Source organism: Nonomuraea sp. MTCD27 (assembly GCF_041950495.1).
Lineage (GTDB): Bacteria > Actinomycetota > Actinomycetes > Streptosporangiales > Streptosporangiaceae > Nonomuraea.
This window is the reverse complement of record NZ_JBGNUW010000025.1, coordinates 52300-67904: the sequence shown is the minus strand read 5'-3', so window position 1 is coordinate 67904 and position 15605 is coordinate 52300. Positions and strand designations below refer to the sequence as shown.

At 70.4% G+C, this 15605-nt stretch carries 16 protein-coding genes; 8 read left to right on the top strand and 8 right to left on the bottom strand.

Annotated features, from left to right (window positions below; translation table 11 throughout):
- Positions 1–6: 6 nt before the first annotated feature.
- Entirely contained in the window at positions 7–366 is a 360-nt protein-coding gene (locus ACBJ59_RS50400) for a DUF4267 domain-containing protein (protein ID WP_375117123.1), read from the bottom strand.
- 84 nt (positions 367–450) lie between these two features.
- Between ACBJ59_RS50400 and ACBJ59_RS50395 the strand changes: the two genes are divergently transcribed.
- Entirely contained in the window at positions 451–1026 is a 576-nt protein-coding gene (locus ACBJ59_RS50395) for a TetR/AcrR family transcriptional regulator (RefSeq protein WP_375117122.1), read from the top strand.
- Positions 1027–1181: 155 nt separating this feature from the next.
- Here the strand turns inward: ACBJ59_RS50395 and ACBJ59_RS50390 are convergent, their stop codons facing one another.
- A complete protein-coding gene (locus ACBJ59_RS50390; RefSeq protein WP_375117121.1) occupies positions 1182–1721 on the bottom strand; it encodes a hypothetical protein in 540 nt (179 codons plus the stop codon).
- A 182-nt stretch (positions 1722–1903) separates the two neighbouring features.
- Positions 1904–2116: a hypothetical protein gene (locus ACBJ59_RS50385; RefSeq protein WP_375117120.1), complete on the bottom strand. Its 213-nt coding sequence runs from the start codon at positions 2114–2116 to the stop codon at positions 1904–1906.
- A gap of 320 nt (positions 2117–2436) precedes the next feature.
- Here ACBJ59_RS50385 and ACBJ59_RS50380 point away from each other — a divergent pair, with 320 nt between their 5' ends.
- Positions 2437–3741 carry an MFS transporter gene (locus ACBJ59_RS50380; protein WP_375117119.1) on the top strand — a complete coding sequence of 435 codons (1305 nt, stop codon included), beginning with the start codon at positions 2437–2439 and terminating at the stop codon, positions 3739–3741.
- A 276-nt stretch (positions 3742–4017) separates the two neighbouring features.
- Here ACBJ59_RS50380 and ACBJ59_RS50375 read toward each other — a convergent pair whose 3' ends face one another.
- Together ACBJ59_RS50375 and ACBJ59_RS50370 are read right to left on the bottom strand one after the other, a co-directional pair.
- Entirely contained in the window at positions 4018–4218 is a 201-nt protein-coding gene (locus tag ACBJ59_RS50375) for a hypothetical protein (protein WP_375117118.1), read from the bottom strand.
- Complete coding sequence (locus ACBJ59_RS50370; protein WP_375117117.1) at positions 4215–5429, bottom strand: amidohydrolase family protein; 1215 nt, start codon at positions 5427–5429, stop codon at positions 4215–4217. Before ACBJ59_RS50370 ends, ACBJ59_RS50375 begins: the two co-directional genes overlap by 4 nt.
- 102 nt (positions 5430–5531) lie before the next feature.
- Between ACBJ59_RS50370 and ACBJ59_RS50365 the strand changes: the two genes are divergently transcribed.
- Both ACBJ59_RS50365 and hemC read left to right on the top strand, forming a co-directional pair.
- Positions 5532–5999, top strand: a complete 468-nt coding sequence (locus ACBJ59_RS50365) for a MarR family winged helix-turn-helix transcriptional regulator (protein WP_375117116.1) — start codon at positions 5532–5534, stop codon at positions 5997–5999.
- 270 nt (positions 6000–6269) lie between these two features.
- Positions 6270–7268, top strand: coding sequence for a hydroxymethylbilane synthase (gene hemC, locus ACBJ59_RS50360; protein ID WP_375117115.1), 999 nt, complete (start codon positions 6270–6272; stop codon positions 7266–7268).
- Between the two features lie 201 nt (positions 7269–7469).
- Here the strand turns inward: hemC and ACBJ59_RS50355 are convergent, their stop codons facing one another.
- Positions 7470–7910, bottom strand: coding sequence for an ester cyclase (locus ACBJ59_RS50355; protein ID WP_375117114.1), 441 nt, complete (start codon positions 7908–7910; stop codon positions 7470–7472).
- A 358-nt stretch (positions 7911–8268) separates the two neighbouring features.
- Here ACBJ59_RS50355 and ACBJ59_RS50350 point away from each other — a divergent pair, with 358 nt between their 5' ends.
- The 4 genes from ACBJ59_RS50350 (at position 8269) to ACBJ59_RS50335 (ending at position 13137) form a co-directional block, all read left to right on the top strand.
- Positions 8269–9330, top strand: coding sequence for a glycoside hydrolase family 19 protein (locus ACBJ59_RS50350; protein WP_375117113.1), 1062 nt, complete (start codon positions 8269–8271; stop codon positions 9328–9330).
- A 156-nt stretch (positions 9331–9486) separates the two neighbouring features.
- Positions 9487–11325 carry an asparagine synthase (glutamine-hydrolyzing) gene (gene asnB / locus ACBJ59_RS50345; protein ID WP_375117112.1) on the top strand — a complete coding sequence of 613 codons (1839 nt, stop codon included), beginning with the start codon at positions 9487–9489 and terminating at the stop codon, positions 11323–11325.
- Positions 11326–11380: 55 nt separating this feature from the next.
- Positions 11381–12007 (top strand): transcriptional regulator, encoded by a 627-nt coding sequence (locus ACBJ59_RS50340; RefSeq protein ID WP_375117111.1) that lies wholly within the window; start codon positions 11381–11383, stop codon positions 12005–12007.
- Positions 12004–13137, top strand: a complete 1134-nt coding sequence (locus tag ACBJ59_RS50335) for an aminotransferase class I/II-fold pyridoxal phosphate-dependent enzyme (RefSeq protein WP_375117110.1) — start codon at positions 12004–12006, stop codon at positions 13135–13137. Before ACBJ59_RS50340 ends, ACBJ59_RS50335 begins: the two co-directional genes overlap by 4 nt.
- Positions 13138–13166: 29 nt before the next feature.
- Here ACBJ59_RS50335 and ACBJ59_RS50330 read toward each other — a convergent pair whose 3' ends face one another.
- Both ACBJ59_RS50330 and ACBJ59_RS50325 read right to left on the bottom strand, forming a co-directional pair.
- Complete coding sequence (locus tag ACBJ59_RS50330; protein ID WP_375117109.1) at positions 13167–14012, bottom strand: metallophosphoesterase family protein; 846 nt, start codon at positions 14010–14012, stop codon at positions 13167–13169.
- A gap of 45 nt (positions 14013–14057) precedes the next feature.
- Positions 14058–15566 carry a PucR family transcriptional regulator gene (locus tag ACBJ59_RS50325; RefSeq protein ID WP_375117108.1) on the bottom strand — a complete coding sequence of 503 codons (1509 nt, stop codon included), beginning with the start codon at positions 15564–15566 and terminating at the stop codon, positions 14058–14060.
- Positions 15567–15605: the final 39 nt, after the last annotated feature.

Sequence of the window (15605 nt, the reverse complement as noted above, 5' to 3'; positions counted from 1 at the left end):
CCTCGATCACACCAGGATGAGAATGGCCGCGACCCCCACCATCACCGCGGCGGTGAGGCCGTGAACGCCGAACGCCACCGCCCGCGGACCCCCGTTCCTGAGCACGACGACCATGTCGCCCAGCGGGGCGAACACGCTGGCGAGAATCAGCCAACCGAGCATGTGCTGGTCTCCCGTCACGAGGGCCGGGAGCACGACGAGCCCGGCCGTGATGTCCCGTACGCCCTTGACAGTCAGGTACGCGTTCATGGACACGGGAACCCCGTAGCCCGCCGCCGACGCGACCGGCTGCAGCAGGAAGCGGATGCCGATGAGGATGATCCCGATGGCGATCAGTCCGGCGAGCCAGGTGGCGATGGTGACCATGTCGTCCCCTTAGATCGTTGCTAGAAGTGTTAGCGACGCTAGACTATCGGCGCTCATCTGTCTAGCAGTGCTAGGATTTGGGAGGTGTCCACACAGCAGCGCAAAGAACGCGAACGCGCCCAGCGCCACGACCTGATCGTCAAGACCGCCCGCAGGCTGGCGGAGTCCGAGGGCTGGGACGCCGTGACCACCCGCCGCCTGGCCGAGGAGATCGAGTACAGCCAGCCGGTCCTGTACAGCCACTTCGCCGGCAAGGACGCCATCGTCGCGGCGGTGGCGCTGGAGGGCTTCACGGAACTGGCCGTACGCCTGCGCGCCGCGACCCGGACGGGCGAGCCGCGGGCCGCGCTGGAGGGGCTGGCCAGGGCCTACATGGCGTTCGCCGAGGAGAACCCCGCGCTGTACGACGCCATGTTCACGATGGCCGTGGACCTGCCGTTCGGCCAGGACGACACCCCCGAGCCGCTCCGGGACGGCTTCCAGGCGCTTTTGACCGGGGTCGCGCAGTTCGCCGGCGACCGCGACCCGGCGATCCTGACGGAGGTCGCCTGGAGCGCCCTGCACGGGCTGATCGTCCTGTCCCGCGGCGGCCGACTACCCGCCTCAGGCCGCGAGGCCCGCCTGACGCTGCTGCTCGACCAGCTCAGCGCCACCCGCTGACCCACCCACGTACGGTCAGCCGTTCCACACGGCGGCGACCTGGGACGCGACCTCCAGGCCGGGCCGGCGACCCGCTCGGGCGGCCGGAGCGCGGCGGGCGGGGTCCACAAGATCAACACCGTTGGGGGCTCATGACGCGATTCCTACCGGCACCCCTACTCGTCGGCGTAGGGCTTGAAGAGCACGTCGCGTTCCATCCACGACTCGTTGAGCAGCTCACTGCGCACCTCGCCCTGGATGATTCCCAGGAGAAGGTCGGTGGTGAGCAGGTCGTACCTCTCCCACACGTCGCCGTTCCGGTCCGAGACCCGGATCGGGTACGAATCGGCCGCGGCCTCGGGTGAGACCTGCCAATAGAGGGTGACCCCCGTGCCGGTCGAGGCCCAGGGCAGCAGCCTGGAACCAGGGTCGAGATCGTCGGGCGCTCCCACGACCTCGTCCTCGAACAGGTCGTGGAGCTGCTCGAACTCCAGCCCCGACCGCTCGAGATCGACGTGCTTGAGACCGGGGCCGGGCGCCGGAACGTAGAGCTTCAAGTAGCCCAGCCAGAGTCCGCCACCCCCTGCGTCGAGAAGCTTGCGGTAGTCCTGCGGCACGGGCGCCCCGAGCCGGTGCTCGACCTGTTCCCAGTCGAACGGGCCGGCCAGCGGTACGAGACGTGCCGTTTCGATCAGCTGCTGAACACTGCTTGTCATGCCGGATGTACTCCTCGGGGTTGCTGGTCCAGGTCCGATCTGTCCGAACCGGATCCCGCCCGCGCCCGGCCAGGAACGGCGCGAGCGGAGCAGGCCCTGGAGAGCTGAAGGTCACCGGGCGGCACCGGCACGAGATCGCCCACGCGCTGACCAAGCGGCCGAGAACATAAGCCGCAATCTACTCAAATCAAATGCCCTCTGAGGGCAACGGGGTGGTGCGGGCCGACGGTCGCGATCAGCCGGGCCAAGGTGCGGGTGTCGCCGGCGTGGATGGTGGCGGTGCCGAGTGAGTCGAGGACCGTCTCGACGGCGCCGGTGACGACCTGCACGCCGGTGGGGTGGCCGGAGGGCGCGGCCGAACCGGACGCGCCGCTGGGGAAGGTGACGACCGGCATGACCACCTCCACAGAGCCGATGTGACATCATCAAGTCGGCCCGGCCGGGGCGAGGGGCGAGCTGGCCGGACGCGGCCCGCAAGTACCCAGGTGTGCAGGCGATGGAAATTCCCTGTCGCCGGTCTTCATGGGTCCGCCTCCGACTTGGAGAGCGCATGCTCCCCTAACCGGCTCTATTCGGTAGACAGCGTCATCTCCGGTAGGTATCTTCTCCGGGTCCCGCCCGTGCCCTGTCCGAAGCCGGAACCGGCGCAGCCTTCGCCTCCGGAAGTGGTGCCTCAGGTCAGGTGACCGCGCCCCGCATCCACGGAAGACGCTTCGTGACCGACATCGTCCCGCTGCGCAAGAACGTGCGCTTTCAACTGCTGTGGGTCGGCAGCGCGGTCTCCCAGTTGGGGTCGGAGCTCACCAGGCTTGCCATGCCTCTGCTGGTGCTCGCGCTCACCGGCTCGCCTGGGTTGGCGGGCATCGTCGCTGGAGCCCGCACCGTCGCCTTGCTCGCGGTCCAGATGCCGGCCGGCGTCTGGGTGGACCGGTGGGACCGCCGCCGCACGATCATCACGGCTCAGGGCCTTCAGGCGGTTGTCTCCGCGCTGCTGACGGCGCTCATCATCACCGGTCATGTACAGGTCTGGCAGTTCATCACGCTGGCAGTGCTGGACGGGCTGTGCGCCGCGTTCATCGGTCCCGTCCAGGACACGGCGATCCGCGGCATCGTCCCCTCGGGCCAACTGCACAGTGCCTACGCGCAGGAGGAGGCCCGTACCCACGCGGCCGGGCTGATCGGCCCTCCGCTCGGTGGCCTGCTGTACGGCCTGGGGCGGGCAGTGCCCTTCGTCGTCGACACCATCACTTTCCTGGCCGCCACGCTTTTCTACGCGTGTGCGAAGGTGCCGCGCCGCCCGGCGGACGAGCCGCGAGCCTCTGCACGAGATGACGGCGAGGAGCGGCGGCCGATCCGGCGTAGCATGCGCCGGGAAGCGGCCGAGGCCGTCGTATGGCTGTGGCGCCAGCCTGGCCTGCGGGAGGTCTCCGCAGCGGTGATGGTCCTCAACCTGCTGGGCGGGGCGTTCCTGATCCCGCTGATCGTGCTCGTCGGCGAACGCGGCGGTGACGCGCGCGTCACCGGCACGGTTCTGGCCGGTCTCGGTATCGGCGGACTGACCGGTGCGCTGTTGTCGGGCCGCATCAGCAGGCTCCTGCCTCCCGGCAGACTGCTGCCGGCCGTCGTGACGGTCTTCGGTGCCGCGCTGGCGGCCACGGCACTGCCCTGGGGGGCGTGGTGGCCGATGATTCCGTTGGTGTTCATCACCTTGTCGACGCCCTCGCTGAACGTGGTGATGAACGTGGTGGTCGCACGAATGGTGCCGGAAGCGATGCTCGGCCGGATGGGCGCGGTCCTGGGCGTGGGCGGGATGGCGCTCAAGCCTCTCGGGCCAGTCCTCGGCGGGGCGTTGGCCGCGGCACTGGGCGGCGCGGCGGCGCTCGTCGTGCTGGGCGGGCTGCTCGGCCTGACCGCAGCTGTAGCCGCGCTCAGCCCGGAGTTGCGCCGCTTCACCGGAGAAGCCTCCGCGGCCGGAGACGACACTTCAACCGATGGCAAGGCGCCGCGCGCCCCCGCCTAGTGCCACATTGATGACGGTTACTCTCCGGTCATACTGGCTCGTAGCGGTCGGGGCGTCGTCGTCGTGCGAGGTCCTCACCTGCGCCGCTCCAAGGCATTTCGGGAGTTCCGCGGCCTCTTGCCGTCGCGCTCGTCGCTCGCCATCAAGTTCACGAGCCAGCGCACGCACCGTGGCAGAGATGGAGCTGTTGCCGCGGCTCAGCCCGCCCGGCCGCGCCGACACCGGGATGAGGCTGTCAACACACGAAATGATCTTGACGTGCCGTGCGGACTTTTTTCAGCGCGTCATTTGGCCGCGGTGTCGGTGGGCGGCGCGGATCGCGGCATCGGTGACCTTGTCGTCCAGCAACGCGTACAGCTGGGTGGTTTCGGTGGAGGCGTGGCCCAGGCGGCGGCGCACGGCCTCGATGGGTTCGGTGGCGTGGGCGTGTCGCAGCTGGCGGACGTCGATCTCGACCAAGCGAAGTGCTGCGGTCATGCTGCCAGGCGGGTGCCCCGGCGCCAGACGGCACGGGTGTTGAGGGTGTCGCTGATGTTGCTGACCGGGTCGCCGTCGACCAGCAGAAGGTCGGCGCGGAGTCCCTCGGCGATGCGGCCCCGGTCGCTGAGGCGGAAGCGGCGGGCTGTGGTCGCGGTGGCCGCGCGCAGGGCCCGTGGGGGCGTGAGGCCGGCTGCCACAAGGTATTGCAGTTCGTGGTGCAGGCTCGCTCCGTGGGCCAGGCCCCCGAAGAACGTCTCGGGCATGGAGACGTCGGTGCCGGCCAGCACGTCGATGCCGGCGGCATCCAGGGCGCGCACGGTGTCGTACACGTCATCGAGCTTGCCCTGCGGGTAGCGGTTGTAGCTGGAGCGCAGGGTCTGGTCCCACTTGCTGTCGAGGCGTGCGGCGACCCGGGGGTCGTCGGCGAGTTCGCTGCCGGTGTTTCCCATCATCGAGGCATTGAGAGTGATGCAGGGAATGACGAACATGCCCGCATCCTTGATGAGGCTGATGATCTCGGCGGTGTGCGGCTGGTCCATGAACACGTGGGTGACGCCGTCGACGCCGGCTTCGGCGGCCATCCTGGTGGCCTCCACGGTCAGCGCGTGGGCCACGGTAAGGGCGCCGTACTTCTTGGCCTCGGCCACACCGGCGTTCACGGTGGCCTGGTCGAGCGAGGGCAGCCCGGGGTGTCCCTCCACGCTGCCGTCGTCGATCATGAACTTGATGAAGTCGGATCCCCGGGCGAGGAGCTGGGGCACGAAAGCGGCCGCTTCCTCGGGAGTGGTGGAGAACGGCATCAGGGGCATCACCGGGGGGAGATCCCACTTCGGCCGGAAGCCTTCGGGCATCAGCTCGCTCGGGTGACCACCGGGCGGTGTGATGGCAAAGCCGGAAGAGCGCACGTCAGCCAGGGTGTCGTCGTCGGTGATGAGCCCCCGGTTCTCCCGGGTGTTCATCCCCTGCATCTCCAGTTCGGTCGTCACCCCGAACCGCAGGGCGAGCGCCAGAGAACCCGGGGCGGAGTGAACATGGGCGTCGATGAGCCCCGGCAGCAGTGTGGCGCCGCTGCCGTCGACGATCTCGCTGTCTTGAGGGGCGTCGCCACCGATGCGGGCGATCCTCCCGCCGTCGATGACCACGGTCCGCACGCCGACCGCCTTCTCTCCGTCGAAGATCTGCGCGTTGGTGATCGCGGTGAGCGCCATGGCAGTCCGCCTCGTTTCCTCGCTCGCTCAAATTTACATACCTGATGCTATGTACTTGTCTAATGCTATGCAAATGCGCGAACCCGGCCTAGAATCGGTCACATGAGCAGCGCGTCCTTGTCTGAGCAGCCCTCCGACGACCTGGCGCTCGACCAGATCGGCCCGGCGCTGTCACGTCTGCGACGACGCGCACCGGCATCGAGCAAGGATCTCTCCCGCAACCTTGTACTCAACGTGATCGCCGACGCGCCGGGCGAGACAACCGTCGGTGGCCTCGCTGCCGAGATGGGCGTCGCCCAGCCGGTGGCCAGCCGGACCGTCGCCGCCTGCATAGAGGACGGGCTGCTGCGCCGGGCGGCGTCCCAGTCCGACGGACGCCGCACCGTGCTCGAGCTCACCGAGCACGGCGAGGCCGAACGCAACCGCTTCGCCGCTGAACAGCGCAAGGCGTTCGAAGAGATCACTGCCGCCTGGTCGCCGGAGGAGCGGATCCAGTTCGCACGCCTGCTGGCTCGATACGGAGCTGACGCCACCGCATGGTCCAGGAAACAGGCCACAAGCCGTGACTGAACGAGCGGCGCCCCGCCACCAAGTCATGGCAAGCTCGACGCCGTCGCCGCTGGATCGAACGCCAGGCCACGGAAGACGCTCGACTGGGACACCCCCGGCCAAGCGCCTCGCGGAGCTCTTGGCAGCCTGCGGCTGACCTGCATGTAGGCCCGGCGTTCGGGTCGGCATGCTCTCCCGATGCGGCCCGTCGTCGCCCCCGAGCACTACAGCTTGTAGTTTCTAAGCTCACCTCCGACACGGCTGAAACCATGACCAGGAAGCGCACCCCACGTGAACCCTCTGACCGAAGTCGTCCTCACCCGATTCGGCGACGCCCCGCTACGGATCGGCACCCGTACCTCCACCATGGCCATGATTCAGAGCCGCCATGTTGCTGAACTGATCACAAAGCTCGTCCCCGGCATCTCCGTCGAGATCGTGCCGACGCAGGTCAGCGCCGACCTGTGGCCTGGTGACCTGGCGGGGATCGGCGGCAAGGGCGCCTTCAGCAAGGAAATCGACCGCGCCTTGACCAGCGCACGGATCGACATCGCCGTTCATTGCATGAAAGACGTTCCCGGCGACGTCCCCCTCGCGGAAGGAACCGCGTTCGGCGCCTACCTGCCGCGCGACGACGTCCACGACGTCGTGGTCACCCGCGGCGATGTCCCCTTCGCGGATCTCCCACCCGGGTCGCTCATCGGCACCAGCTCCGTACGCCGCCACGCCCAGCTCAGCATCCACCGGCCCGACCTCAGGGCCGAACGCATCCGGGGCAATGTCGACACGCGCCTGAACCACCTGGACAAAGAGGACGGCAAGTATGCCGCCCTCATCCTGGCCCGCACCAGCCTGATCCGCCTCGGCCTGCTCGACCGCTACCACGAGACACTGCCCCTGGAGTTCCACAGCGCCGAGGACGGCATCGTCTCCATGGTGCCGCCCGTGGGCGCGGGCGTCATCGGCCTACAGGCCCGCACCTCCGACACCCCGGTCATGCGGCTCCTGGACGAGCTCAACCACCCGCTGACCGCGCGCCACATCCTGGCCGAGCGCACCATGCTGCACATGCTGTCCGGTCACTGCAACAGCCCCATCGCAGGGCACGCCTCCACCACCCCAGACGGACAGATGGGCCTGTTCGGGATGGTGTTCAACAGTGACGGCAGCGCCTTCGTCCGTTCCCACGCCTGGGGGGAGCACTCCGACCCGGCCACTCTGGGAGCATCCGTCGCGGCCGACCTGCTCCGCCAGGGCGCGCGTAACCTGATCACCGCCACCCGGAAATGACCTGCGGGGCTGACGTACGGCCCGGTCTCGCGGACGACTCGCACAGTTGTGCTATCGCCTCCCACCTGCTCGTGCTCGACGAGGTGGGCGCGCCGCCTGCGACAGCCGAGGCACCGGCCACCACCCCGGGCTCGGCAGCGACGGGCGTGACGGGTTCACCCTCCGAGATCGATTACCGGGTCGACATTCAGAGACGAGCCGCTAGCGAGTCGAATCGGGTACGTCGGGCAATCCGCACCCGAGCTGGCAGTACAGCTCCAGTTGGTCGAAGTACTCCCGATGCGTGGCGATCTTCCCGTGGGCCACGTGAGCCATGCAGGAACCGCGAATGGCAACGCGGCGGCCGGTCGCCTCCAGCTCGCTCCCGTTCGGCAGGAGGAAGGGGCCCTGATGCGTGCCGGTGAGCGTCCACTCGGTGACGGCAGGATCGTCACAGGCGACCTCCAACCAGGGCGTCTGCTGAAGGTCGGGAAAGGCCTTGAAGAGCTGCTCCCAGAACCAGGCGATCTGCTCATGGCCCTCCAGCACGCCGGAAGGCGCTACGAACACGGCCTCGGGCAGGTAATTGTCGAGGACGGCGGACACATCATGAGCGTTGATCGCCCGATACAGCCGATGCTTGATCTCCCAGCCAGTAACCATCCCAGCTATCCCTTCCCCCTAGGGCGACCTACCTTCTACCCGCCCGGGAGCCGACGAGTACGGGTTGTTCTCCTTTTGACCTGGTGTTTTTGACCTGGAGTGCCCCAGCCATTCACTGGCTGCTCTCGGAGGGTTGACCAGGCCGCCTCGGCGCCCCCCGCGCCCGGCATCCCGGACCGCCGGAGACTCGCGCCGCACCGGCGAAGCCGGAGCGGAGTGCTCTCCCGACCCGACCGCGCGCACTGCCGGACCGGCACCCGGCCGGCCCCCCGAATCTGACTTTGGGCCTTGCGCGGTGGCAGCCGATCCGTTAATCCTTAGGAAACTTTCTTAAGCATTAACCTCGAGGAGTGGTCACGTGCTGCGAAGAATCCTGGCCCCGCTGGTCGCGCTGTTACTGGCCACGGGGGTGCTCGCGGTGCTCCTGCCGGCCGCGGCGAACGCGGCCGCCTGCGCGACCGCGTGGAGCACCTCCGCCGTCTACACCGGCGGGGCGGTCGTGTCGCACAACGGGCACAACTGGTCCGCCCGGTGGTGGACCCAGAACGAGGCCCCCGGCAGCGCCGACGTCTGGGCCGACCAGGGGTCCTGCACCGGCGGCAGCGGCGGCGGGGGAACGGCCTGCTCCTACCCGAACTGGGTGGCCGGTCAGTGGTACGGCGTGGGCAGCATCGTCCGCTACACCGACGGCAACCACTACATCGCCGTACACGAGAACCCCGGGTACGACCCGGTCATCAGCCACTGGTACTGGGACCCGCACACCTGCTCCGGCGGCCCCACCGACCCGCCGGACCCGTCGGGGTTCGTCGTGACCCAGGCCCAGTTCAACCAGATGTTCCCGAGCCGGAACTCCTTCTACACCTACAGCGGCCTGGTCGCGGCCATGAGTGCCTACCCCGCCTTCGCCAGGACGGGCAGTGACACGATCAGGAAGCAGGAGGCCGCCGCCTTCCTCGCCAACGTCAACCACGAGACCGGCGGCCTGGTCCACATCGTCGAGCAGAACACCGCCAACTATCCCCACTACTGCGACCCGAACCAGCCGTACGGGTGCCCGGCCGGGCAGGCCGCCTACTACGGCCGCGGCCCCATCCAGCTGAGCTGGAACTTCAACTACAAGGCCGCCGGCGACGCGCTCGGCCTGCCCCTCCTGACGAACCCCTGGCTGGTGCAGCAGGACGCGGCCGTGGCCTGGAAGACCGCCCTGTGGTACTGGATGACCCAGAACGGCCCCGGCACCATGACGGCCCACAACGCGATGGTCAACAGCCGCGGCTTCGGCGAGACCATCCGCAGCATCAACGGCAGCCTGGAGTGCGGCGGCCGCAACCCCGCCCAGGTGCAGAGCCGGGTCAGCGCCTACCAGCGCTTCACCCAGATCCTCGGGGTCTCCCCCGGCGGCAACCTCACCTGCTGACGGCCTGACATCCGGAACCCGCGCGCCCGCCCCCTCTTCGCCGGCGGGCGCGCGGCGTTCCGACCAGGAAAATCCCATGCCCCAAGTTGAACAGGACGTTATTCACGATCTACCCCAAAGCGGGCACGTATAGGGCCTTCAGACCTGGGAGCCGACATGTGTGGCATCTGCGGATGGGTGGACTTCGAGCACGACCTGCGGCAGGAGCGGCAGATCGCGCAGGACATGACCGACACGATGGCGTGCCGTGGTCCCGACGACGAGGGGCTCTGGACCGCTCCCCACGCCGCCATCGGGCACCGCAGGCTCGCCATCATCGACCTCGAGGGCGGACGCCAGCCGATGGTGGCCGACGGCGAGGGGCGCGAGCCCGCCGTCCTCACCTACAGCGGGGAGGTCTACAACTTCGGCGAGCTGCGCGCGGAACTCACCGCCCGCGGCCACCGCTTCCGCACCCGCAGCGACACCGAGGTCGTGCTGCGCGCCTACCTCGAATGGGGCGCGGACCTGGCCGAGCACCTCAACGGCATGTACGCCTTCGCCGTCTGGGACGCCCGCTCCGAGCAGCTGCTCCTCGTCCGCGACCGCATGGGCATCAAACCCCTGTACTACTACCCCACCCCCCACGGCGTGCTGTTCGGCTCGGAGCCCAAGGCCATCCTCGCCAACCCGCGGGCCCGCCGCGAGCTCGACGCCGACGGGCTGCGCGAGCTGATGTCGTTCATCAAGACGCCCGAGCACGCCATCTTCACCGGCATGTACGAGGTGCGCCCCGGCCAGGTCGTCACCGTCAGCCGCGACGGGATCCGCAAACGCCGTTACTGGCAGCTGGACTCGCACGAGCACTCCGACGACGTCGGCGAGACCGTCAAGACCGTGCGCACGCTGCTCGACGACATCGTCGCCCGCCAGCTCATCAGCGACGTGCCCCTGTGCGCCCTGCTGTCCGGCGGCCTGGACTCCAGCGCGATCACCGCCCTGGCCGCCAGGCACCTGCGCGAGCAGCACTTGGGCACCGTACGCTCGTTCTCCGTCGACTTCGCCGGCTACACCGAGAACTTCAAGCCCGACCTCACCCGTTCGACGCCCGACACCCCCTACGTCCACGAGCTGGTCCGCCACGCCCGTACCGACCACACCGACATCGTGCTCGACTCGGCCGAGCTGATGAACCCCGGCGTGCGCTCGGCCGTGCTGCGGGCGCGCGACCTGCCGACCGGCATCGGCGACATGGACAGCTCGCTGTACCTGCTGTTCAAGGCCATCCGCGGCCACTCCACGGTGGCGCTGTCGGGAGAGTCGGCCGACGAGGTGTTCGGCGGCTACCGGTGGTTCCACGAGCGCGAGGCGGTCGAGGCCGACACCTTCCCGTGGCTCGCCATCCCCGGCGCCGCCCCGCACACCGGCGTGGAGCGGCTGCTCAGGGACGACCTGGCGGACGAGCTGGACCTGCCGGGCTACAGCGAGGAGCGCTACCGCCAGGCCCTCGCCGAGGTGCCCCGGCTCCCGGGCGAGACGGGCCACGAGCGCCGCATGCGCGAGATCTCCTACCTGCACCTGACCCGCTTCGTCCAGCTCCTGCTCGACCGCAAGGACCGGATGAGCATGGCCGTGGGCCTGGAGGTACGGGTGCCGTTCTGCGACCACCGCCTGGTCGAGTACGTCTTCAACGTGCCCTGGGCGCTCAAGACGTTCGACGGCCGCGAGAAGAGCCTGCTCCGCGCGGCCGCGTCGGACCTGCTGCCCGCGGGCATCCTCCAGCGCGTCAAGAGCCCGTACCCGACCACCCAGGACCCCTCCTACGACCAGGCCCTGCACGAACGGGCCCGTGTCCTGCTCCAGCGGGAGGACTCACCCGCGGCCCGGCTGATCGACTGGGACCGGGCCCGCGCGACCGTCGACCAGCCACCCGCCCCGGGGAACCGGGCGGCTCTGGAGCGGTTCCTGCAGCTCGACGAGTGGATGCGGAACTACGGGGTCGAGCTCGCGCTCTGAACCGCACCAGCCTCCGACTGGAGAAAATGTCCAACCTGGACATATCATCCAACGTGTGACGCAGACAGATCCCCGCGTGCGGATGTGGTCGCCGGTGTGCGAGGCCATCGCCGCGCTGCTGGCACCGCACGCCGAAGTGGTGCTGCACGACGCCGCGAACGACCGCGTGCTGGCCGTGTGGAACCCCATGTCCAGGCGCGGCGCCGGTGACCCGTCGCTGCTCGGCGAGCTGGAGCGGCTCGACCCGGCGGGCAACGACGTCTACGGCCCGTACGAGAAGCTGCTGTCCGACGGGCGGCGGCTGTCCTCGGTCAGCGCCGTGCTGCGCGACGACGGCGGCGAGCCGTCGGCCGTGCTCTGCGTGAACCTCGACCGCACCCCGATGGAGCAGGCGGCGGCGCTGCTGGCCGCGTTCGCCGCGCCGACCGCGCCGCGCCCCGAGGCGCTGTTCGAGCAGGACTGGACCGAGCGCGTCCACCGGATCGTCGGCGCCTACGTCCGCGAGCACGGGCGGGGGGTCGAGCGCCTGACCCGCGCCGACCGCCTCGCCGTGCTGGCCGAGCTCGACCAGGCCGGCGTCTTCGCCGTCCGCCGCGCCGTCCCCGTCGTCGCCGGCGCGCTGAAGACCTCCCGATCCACCCTGTACGCGCTGCTCGCCGAACTCAGAAGGAGCCGCCCATGAGCCGACTGCCCGACTTCCGGCTGGAGGTCTACTTCTCCCGCTGGGAGTTCACCGCCCGGCACCACCTGACGGCGTCCGACGCCCAGACCATGACCATGGCCGAGCTGCTCTCCCTCGCCGCCCCCGAGGACGTCCACGCCTGGGAGACGCTCTCCCTCGGCTACACCGAGACCTACGGCGCCCTCGAGCTGCGCCAGGCCGTCGCCGACACGTACGACACGGTCGGCGCGGACGACGTGATCTGCTTCGCCGGCGCCGAAGAGGCCCTCTACCTGGCCATGCAGGTGCTGCTCGGCCCGGACGACCACGCCGTGGTGCTCACCCCCAACTACCAGGCCGCCGAGACCGTGCCCCTGTCGCTGTGCGAGGTCACCGGCGTGGCCCTGGACCCCGAGCGCGACTGGGCGCTCGACCTGGACGCCGTCGCCGCGGCCATGCGCCCGAACACCCGCGTGGTGTCGGTCAACTTCCCCAACAACCCCACCGGCACGCTCATCCCCGCCGCCGACCTCGCCCGCCTGGCCGCGATGTGCGACGAACGCGGCATCCACCTGTTCAGCGACGAGGTCTACCGCGGCCTCGAACTCGACCCGGCCCGCACGCTCCCGCAGGCCGCCGACCTGTCACCCACCGCGCTCTCGCTGAACGTCACCTCCAAGTCGCTCGGCCTGCCCGGACTGCGGATCGGGTGGATCGCCTGCCGCGACCGCGAGCTGCGCTCCCGGCTCGAACGCGCCAAGCACTACACCACCATCTGCAACTCCGCGCCCAGCGAGGTGCTCGCCCGGATCGCGATCAAGGCCAGGGACCGGATCCTGGAGCGCAACCGGGGCATCATCGCCACGAACCTGCCGCTGTTCGAGGAGTTCTTCACCCGCTACGGCGACCTGTTCGAGTGGCGGGCACCCGACGGCGGCTGCGTGGCCTTCCCCCGCTACCTGGGGCGCGACGGCGTGGAGTCGTTCTGCACCGAGCTGGTCGAGACGGCCGGCGTGCTGCTGCTGCCGGCCGGCATCTACCGCTCGGAGCTGACGGCCACGCCCGGCGACCGGTTCCGGGTCGGGGTCGGGCGCAACGATCCCGGGCCCGCCCTGGACGCCCTCGCCTCGTTCCTGGACGGGCGCCGATGAGCCTGCCGGGCAGGGACCGGTAGGTGCCCTTACGCCTCGGGCAGGACGTCGCGCAGCAGGCGGCGCGGCCCGGGGCGGCGCTTCCACTCGCGGGGGTAACCGAGGGAGACCTCCTCGAAGCGGACCCCGTCGTACCAGGTGACGCGGGGGATGTGCAGGTGCCCGTAGATCATCGCCGCGGTGGGGTGGCGGCGATGCCAGTCCCCGGTGGCGGTGGTGCCGCACCACTGGGCGAACTCGGGGTAGCGCAGCACGTCGGTCGGCTCGCGTACGAGCGGGTAGTGGTTGACGAACACCAGCGGCACGTCGTCGTCCAGCTCCGCCAGCCGCCGCTCGGTGAGCTCGACCCGCGCCCGGCACCAGGCCTCGCGGCTCGGATAGGGGTCGGGGTGCAGCATGTACTCGTCGGTGCAGACCACGCCGGTGCTGTGGGCGTAGGCCAGCGCGCTGTCCTTGGTGGGGTGGCCCTCGGGCAGGAACGTGTAGTCGTACAGGAGGAACAGCGGCACGATCCGGACCGGCCCGCCCGGCCCCTCCCACAGCGGATAGTCGTCCTCCGGGGTGAGGACGCCCAGGTCCCGGCACAGACCCACCAGGTGCTCGTAGCGGGCGGCCCCCCGCAGGTCCGGCGGCTCGTCGGGCATGGTCCACAGCTCGTGGTTGCCCGGCACCCACACGACCCGCTCGAAACGGCCCGCCAGCAGCTCCAGCGCCCACCTGATGTCGGCCGGCCGCTCCGCGACGTCCCCGGCCACCAGCAACCAGTCGCCGGGCGTGACCGGTTTCAGGTCCTCCACGATGGCTCTGTTCTCGGGGTAGGCGATGTGCAGGTCGCTGACCGCCAGCAACCTGCCCTCGGATTCGGGAGCGGGCAAGGGGTGTCTCCTTCCGGGATGCCCTTCGAGCATGCCATGGGGAGCTCAGCGGAGCATCACGTGACAGGCGAGTTGCAGGGCCAGGCGGGTGGCGGCGTCGTCGAGATCGAAACCCGCGGCCTTGATGCGGTCCAGGCGGGTGGTGATCGTGTTGCGGTGCACGCCCAGCCGCTCCGCCGCCTTCAGCGCGCCGCCCTCGTCCAGGACCGCGGCCAGGGTCTCCAGCAGCGTGCCGTCCCTGTCGATCCCCAGCAGCGGGCGCAGCACGACGGCGGCCGGCGCCCGCAGCACGCCGGTGGGCAGGGCGCCGAGCAGCTCCGCCGGGCCCATCCGGTCCGCGCGCAGCACCGTACCCTCGACCGCCACGAACGCCGCCGCCTGCGCCCCAAGCAACGACTCCGCCACCGGCTCCAGGCCCTCGACCTGCGCGCCCACCCCTCCCGCGCACGGCCACGGCATCGTCCCGAGGCAGTGCTGGACGCGTCCGGCCAGCTCGGCGGGCCCCAGCGCCGACCAGCCCGCCCACCCCTCGCCCCGGACCAGCACCGGGACCTGGCCGAGGCCGGCGGTGATGAGCGTCTGCGCCAGCGGGGCGTCGTCCGTCTCCGCCGGCGGGCGTACGTGGTAGGCGGTGAGGGGCCCGCGCACCGGCCAGCCCAGCGCGATCGCCGCGGTCCCCGCGTCCTCACCCGCCGCCGCCTCACCGGGAGCCCCAGGGCCGGACGGCGCACCGAGGGCGGGGGTGGCGGATCCGGTGAGAAGGCGCTCGGCGAGGGAGGCCTGGAAGGCGAAGTCGGCCGCGGCGCGCAGCCGCTCCTGCGCCGCCCAGGCCGTGAGCGGCGCCACCGCCAGCCCCAGCACCGTACGCACCACCGACGGCCACCCCGGCGAGCGCGACGAGCCGCCCGCCACCAGCGTGCCCAGCACCACCTCCTCCTGCCCGGGCACCGTCACCTCGGCCGACCACCGCCCCGACCGCGCCACGGGCGAGTCACCGGCCGCGTCCCGGCGGCCCGCCAGGTAGCGGCCGTACCGGTCGAGGAAGGCCACCGACGTGCCCGGCAACTCCGCGTTCAGCACGCCCAGCACCCGCCGCGCCGACGCGCCCGCCTCGGCGAGCCGGGTGGCGCAGCGGGCCACGAGCTGCGTACGGGCCGCGTCCGGACGCGAGGCGGCCGAGGCGACCCGCACCGCGACGATCAGCGGATCCTCGTCCACGAAGATCAGCGTCACGCCGAGCCGCTCCGCCAGCACCTCCCCCGAGCCCTCGCTCAGCCCGCCCGACGGCGCGATCACGCAGGCCGCCGCCTGCTCCCAGGCCCGGCGCATGGCCATCTCCACCGCCCAGCCGCCGCTGGCCGCCGCCCCGATCAGCACCACCGCCGTGTGCGGCGCGACCGTCCCGAACACCGACAGCTCGTCCACGATCCGCACGCCCCGCACGGGGTTCTCACCAGCGCCGTACATGCGCGCCCCGGCCAGCGGCCCCGCGTTCACCAGCTCGGCCACCGTGACCGGCGCCTCCCACCCAGGCGCCCGCATCCCACCGTTCACCGCATCCCACCGTTCACCGCATCCCACCGTTCATCGCAA

Bases quoted from the DNA above. Each gene is read 5' to 3' on its own strand.
- ACBJ59_RS50370 (WP_375117117.1), bottom strand. From the start codon at position 5,429: ATGGCGCTCACCGCGATCACCAACGCGCAGATCTTCGACGGAGAGAAG.
- ACBJ59_RS50390 (WP_375117121.1), bottom strand. From the start codon at position 1,721: ATGACAAGCAGTGTTCAGCAGCTGATCGAAACGGCACGTCTCGTACCG.
- asnB (WP_375117112.1), top strand. From the start codon at position 9,487: ATGTGTGGCATCTGCGGATGGGTGGACTTCGAGCACGACCTGCGGCAG.
- ACBJ59_RS50355 (WP_375117114.1), bottom strand. From the start codon at position 7,910: ATGGTTACTGGCTGGGAGATCAAGCATCGGCTGTATCGGGCGATCAAC.
- ACBJ59_RS50400 (WP_375117123.1), bottom strand. From the start codon at position 366: ATGGTCACCATCGCCACCTGGCTCGCCGGACTGATCGCCATCGGGATC.
- ACBJ59_RS50375 (WP_375117118.1), bottom strand. From the start codon at position 4,218: ATGACCGCAGCACTTCGCTTGGTCGAGATCGACGTCCGCCAGCTGCGA.
- ACBJ59_RS50365 (WP_375117116.1), top strand. From the start codon at position 5,532: ATGAGCAGCGCGTCCTTGTCTGAGCAGCCCTCCGACGACCTGGCGCTC.
- ACBJ59_RS50385 (WP_375117120.1), bottom strand. From the start codon at position 2,116: ATGCCGGTCGTCACCTTCCCCAGCGGCGCGTCCGGTTCGGCCGCGCCC.
- ACBJ59_RS50335 (WP_375117110.1), top strand. From the start codon at position 12,004: ATGAGCCGACTGCCCGACTTCCGGCTGGAGGTCTACTTCTCCCGCTGG.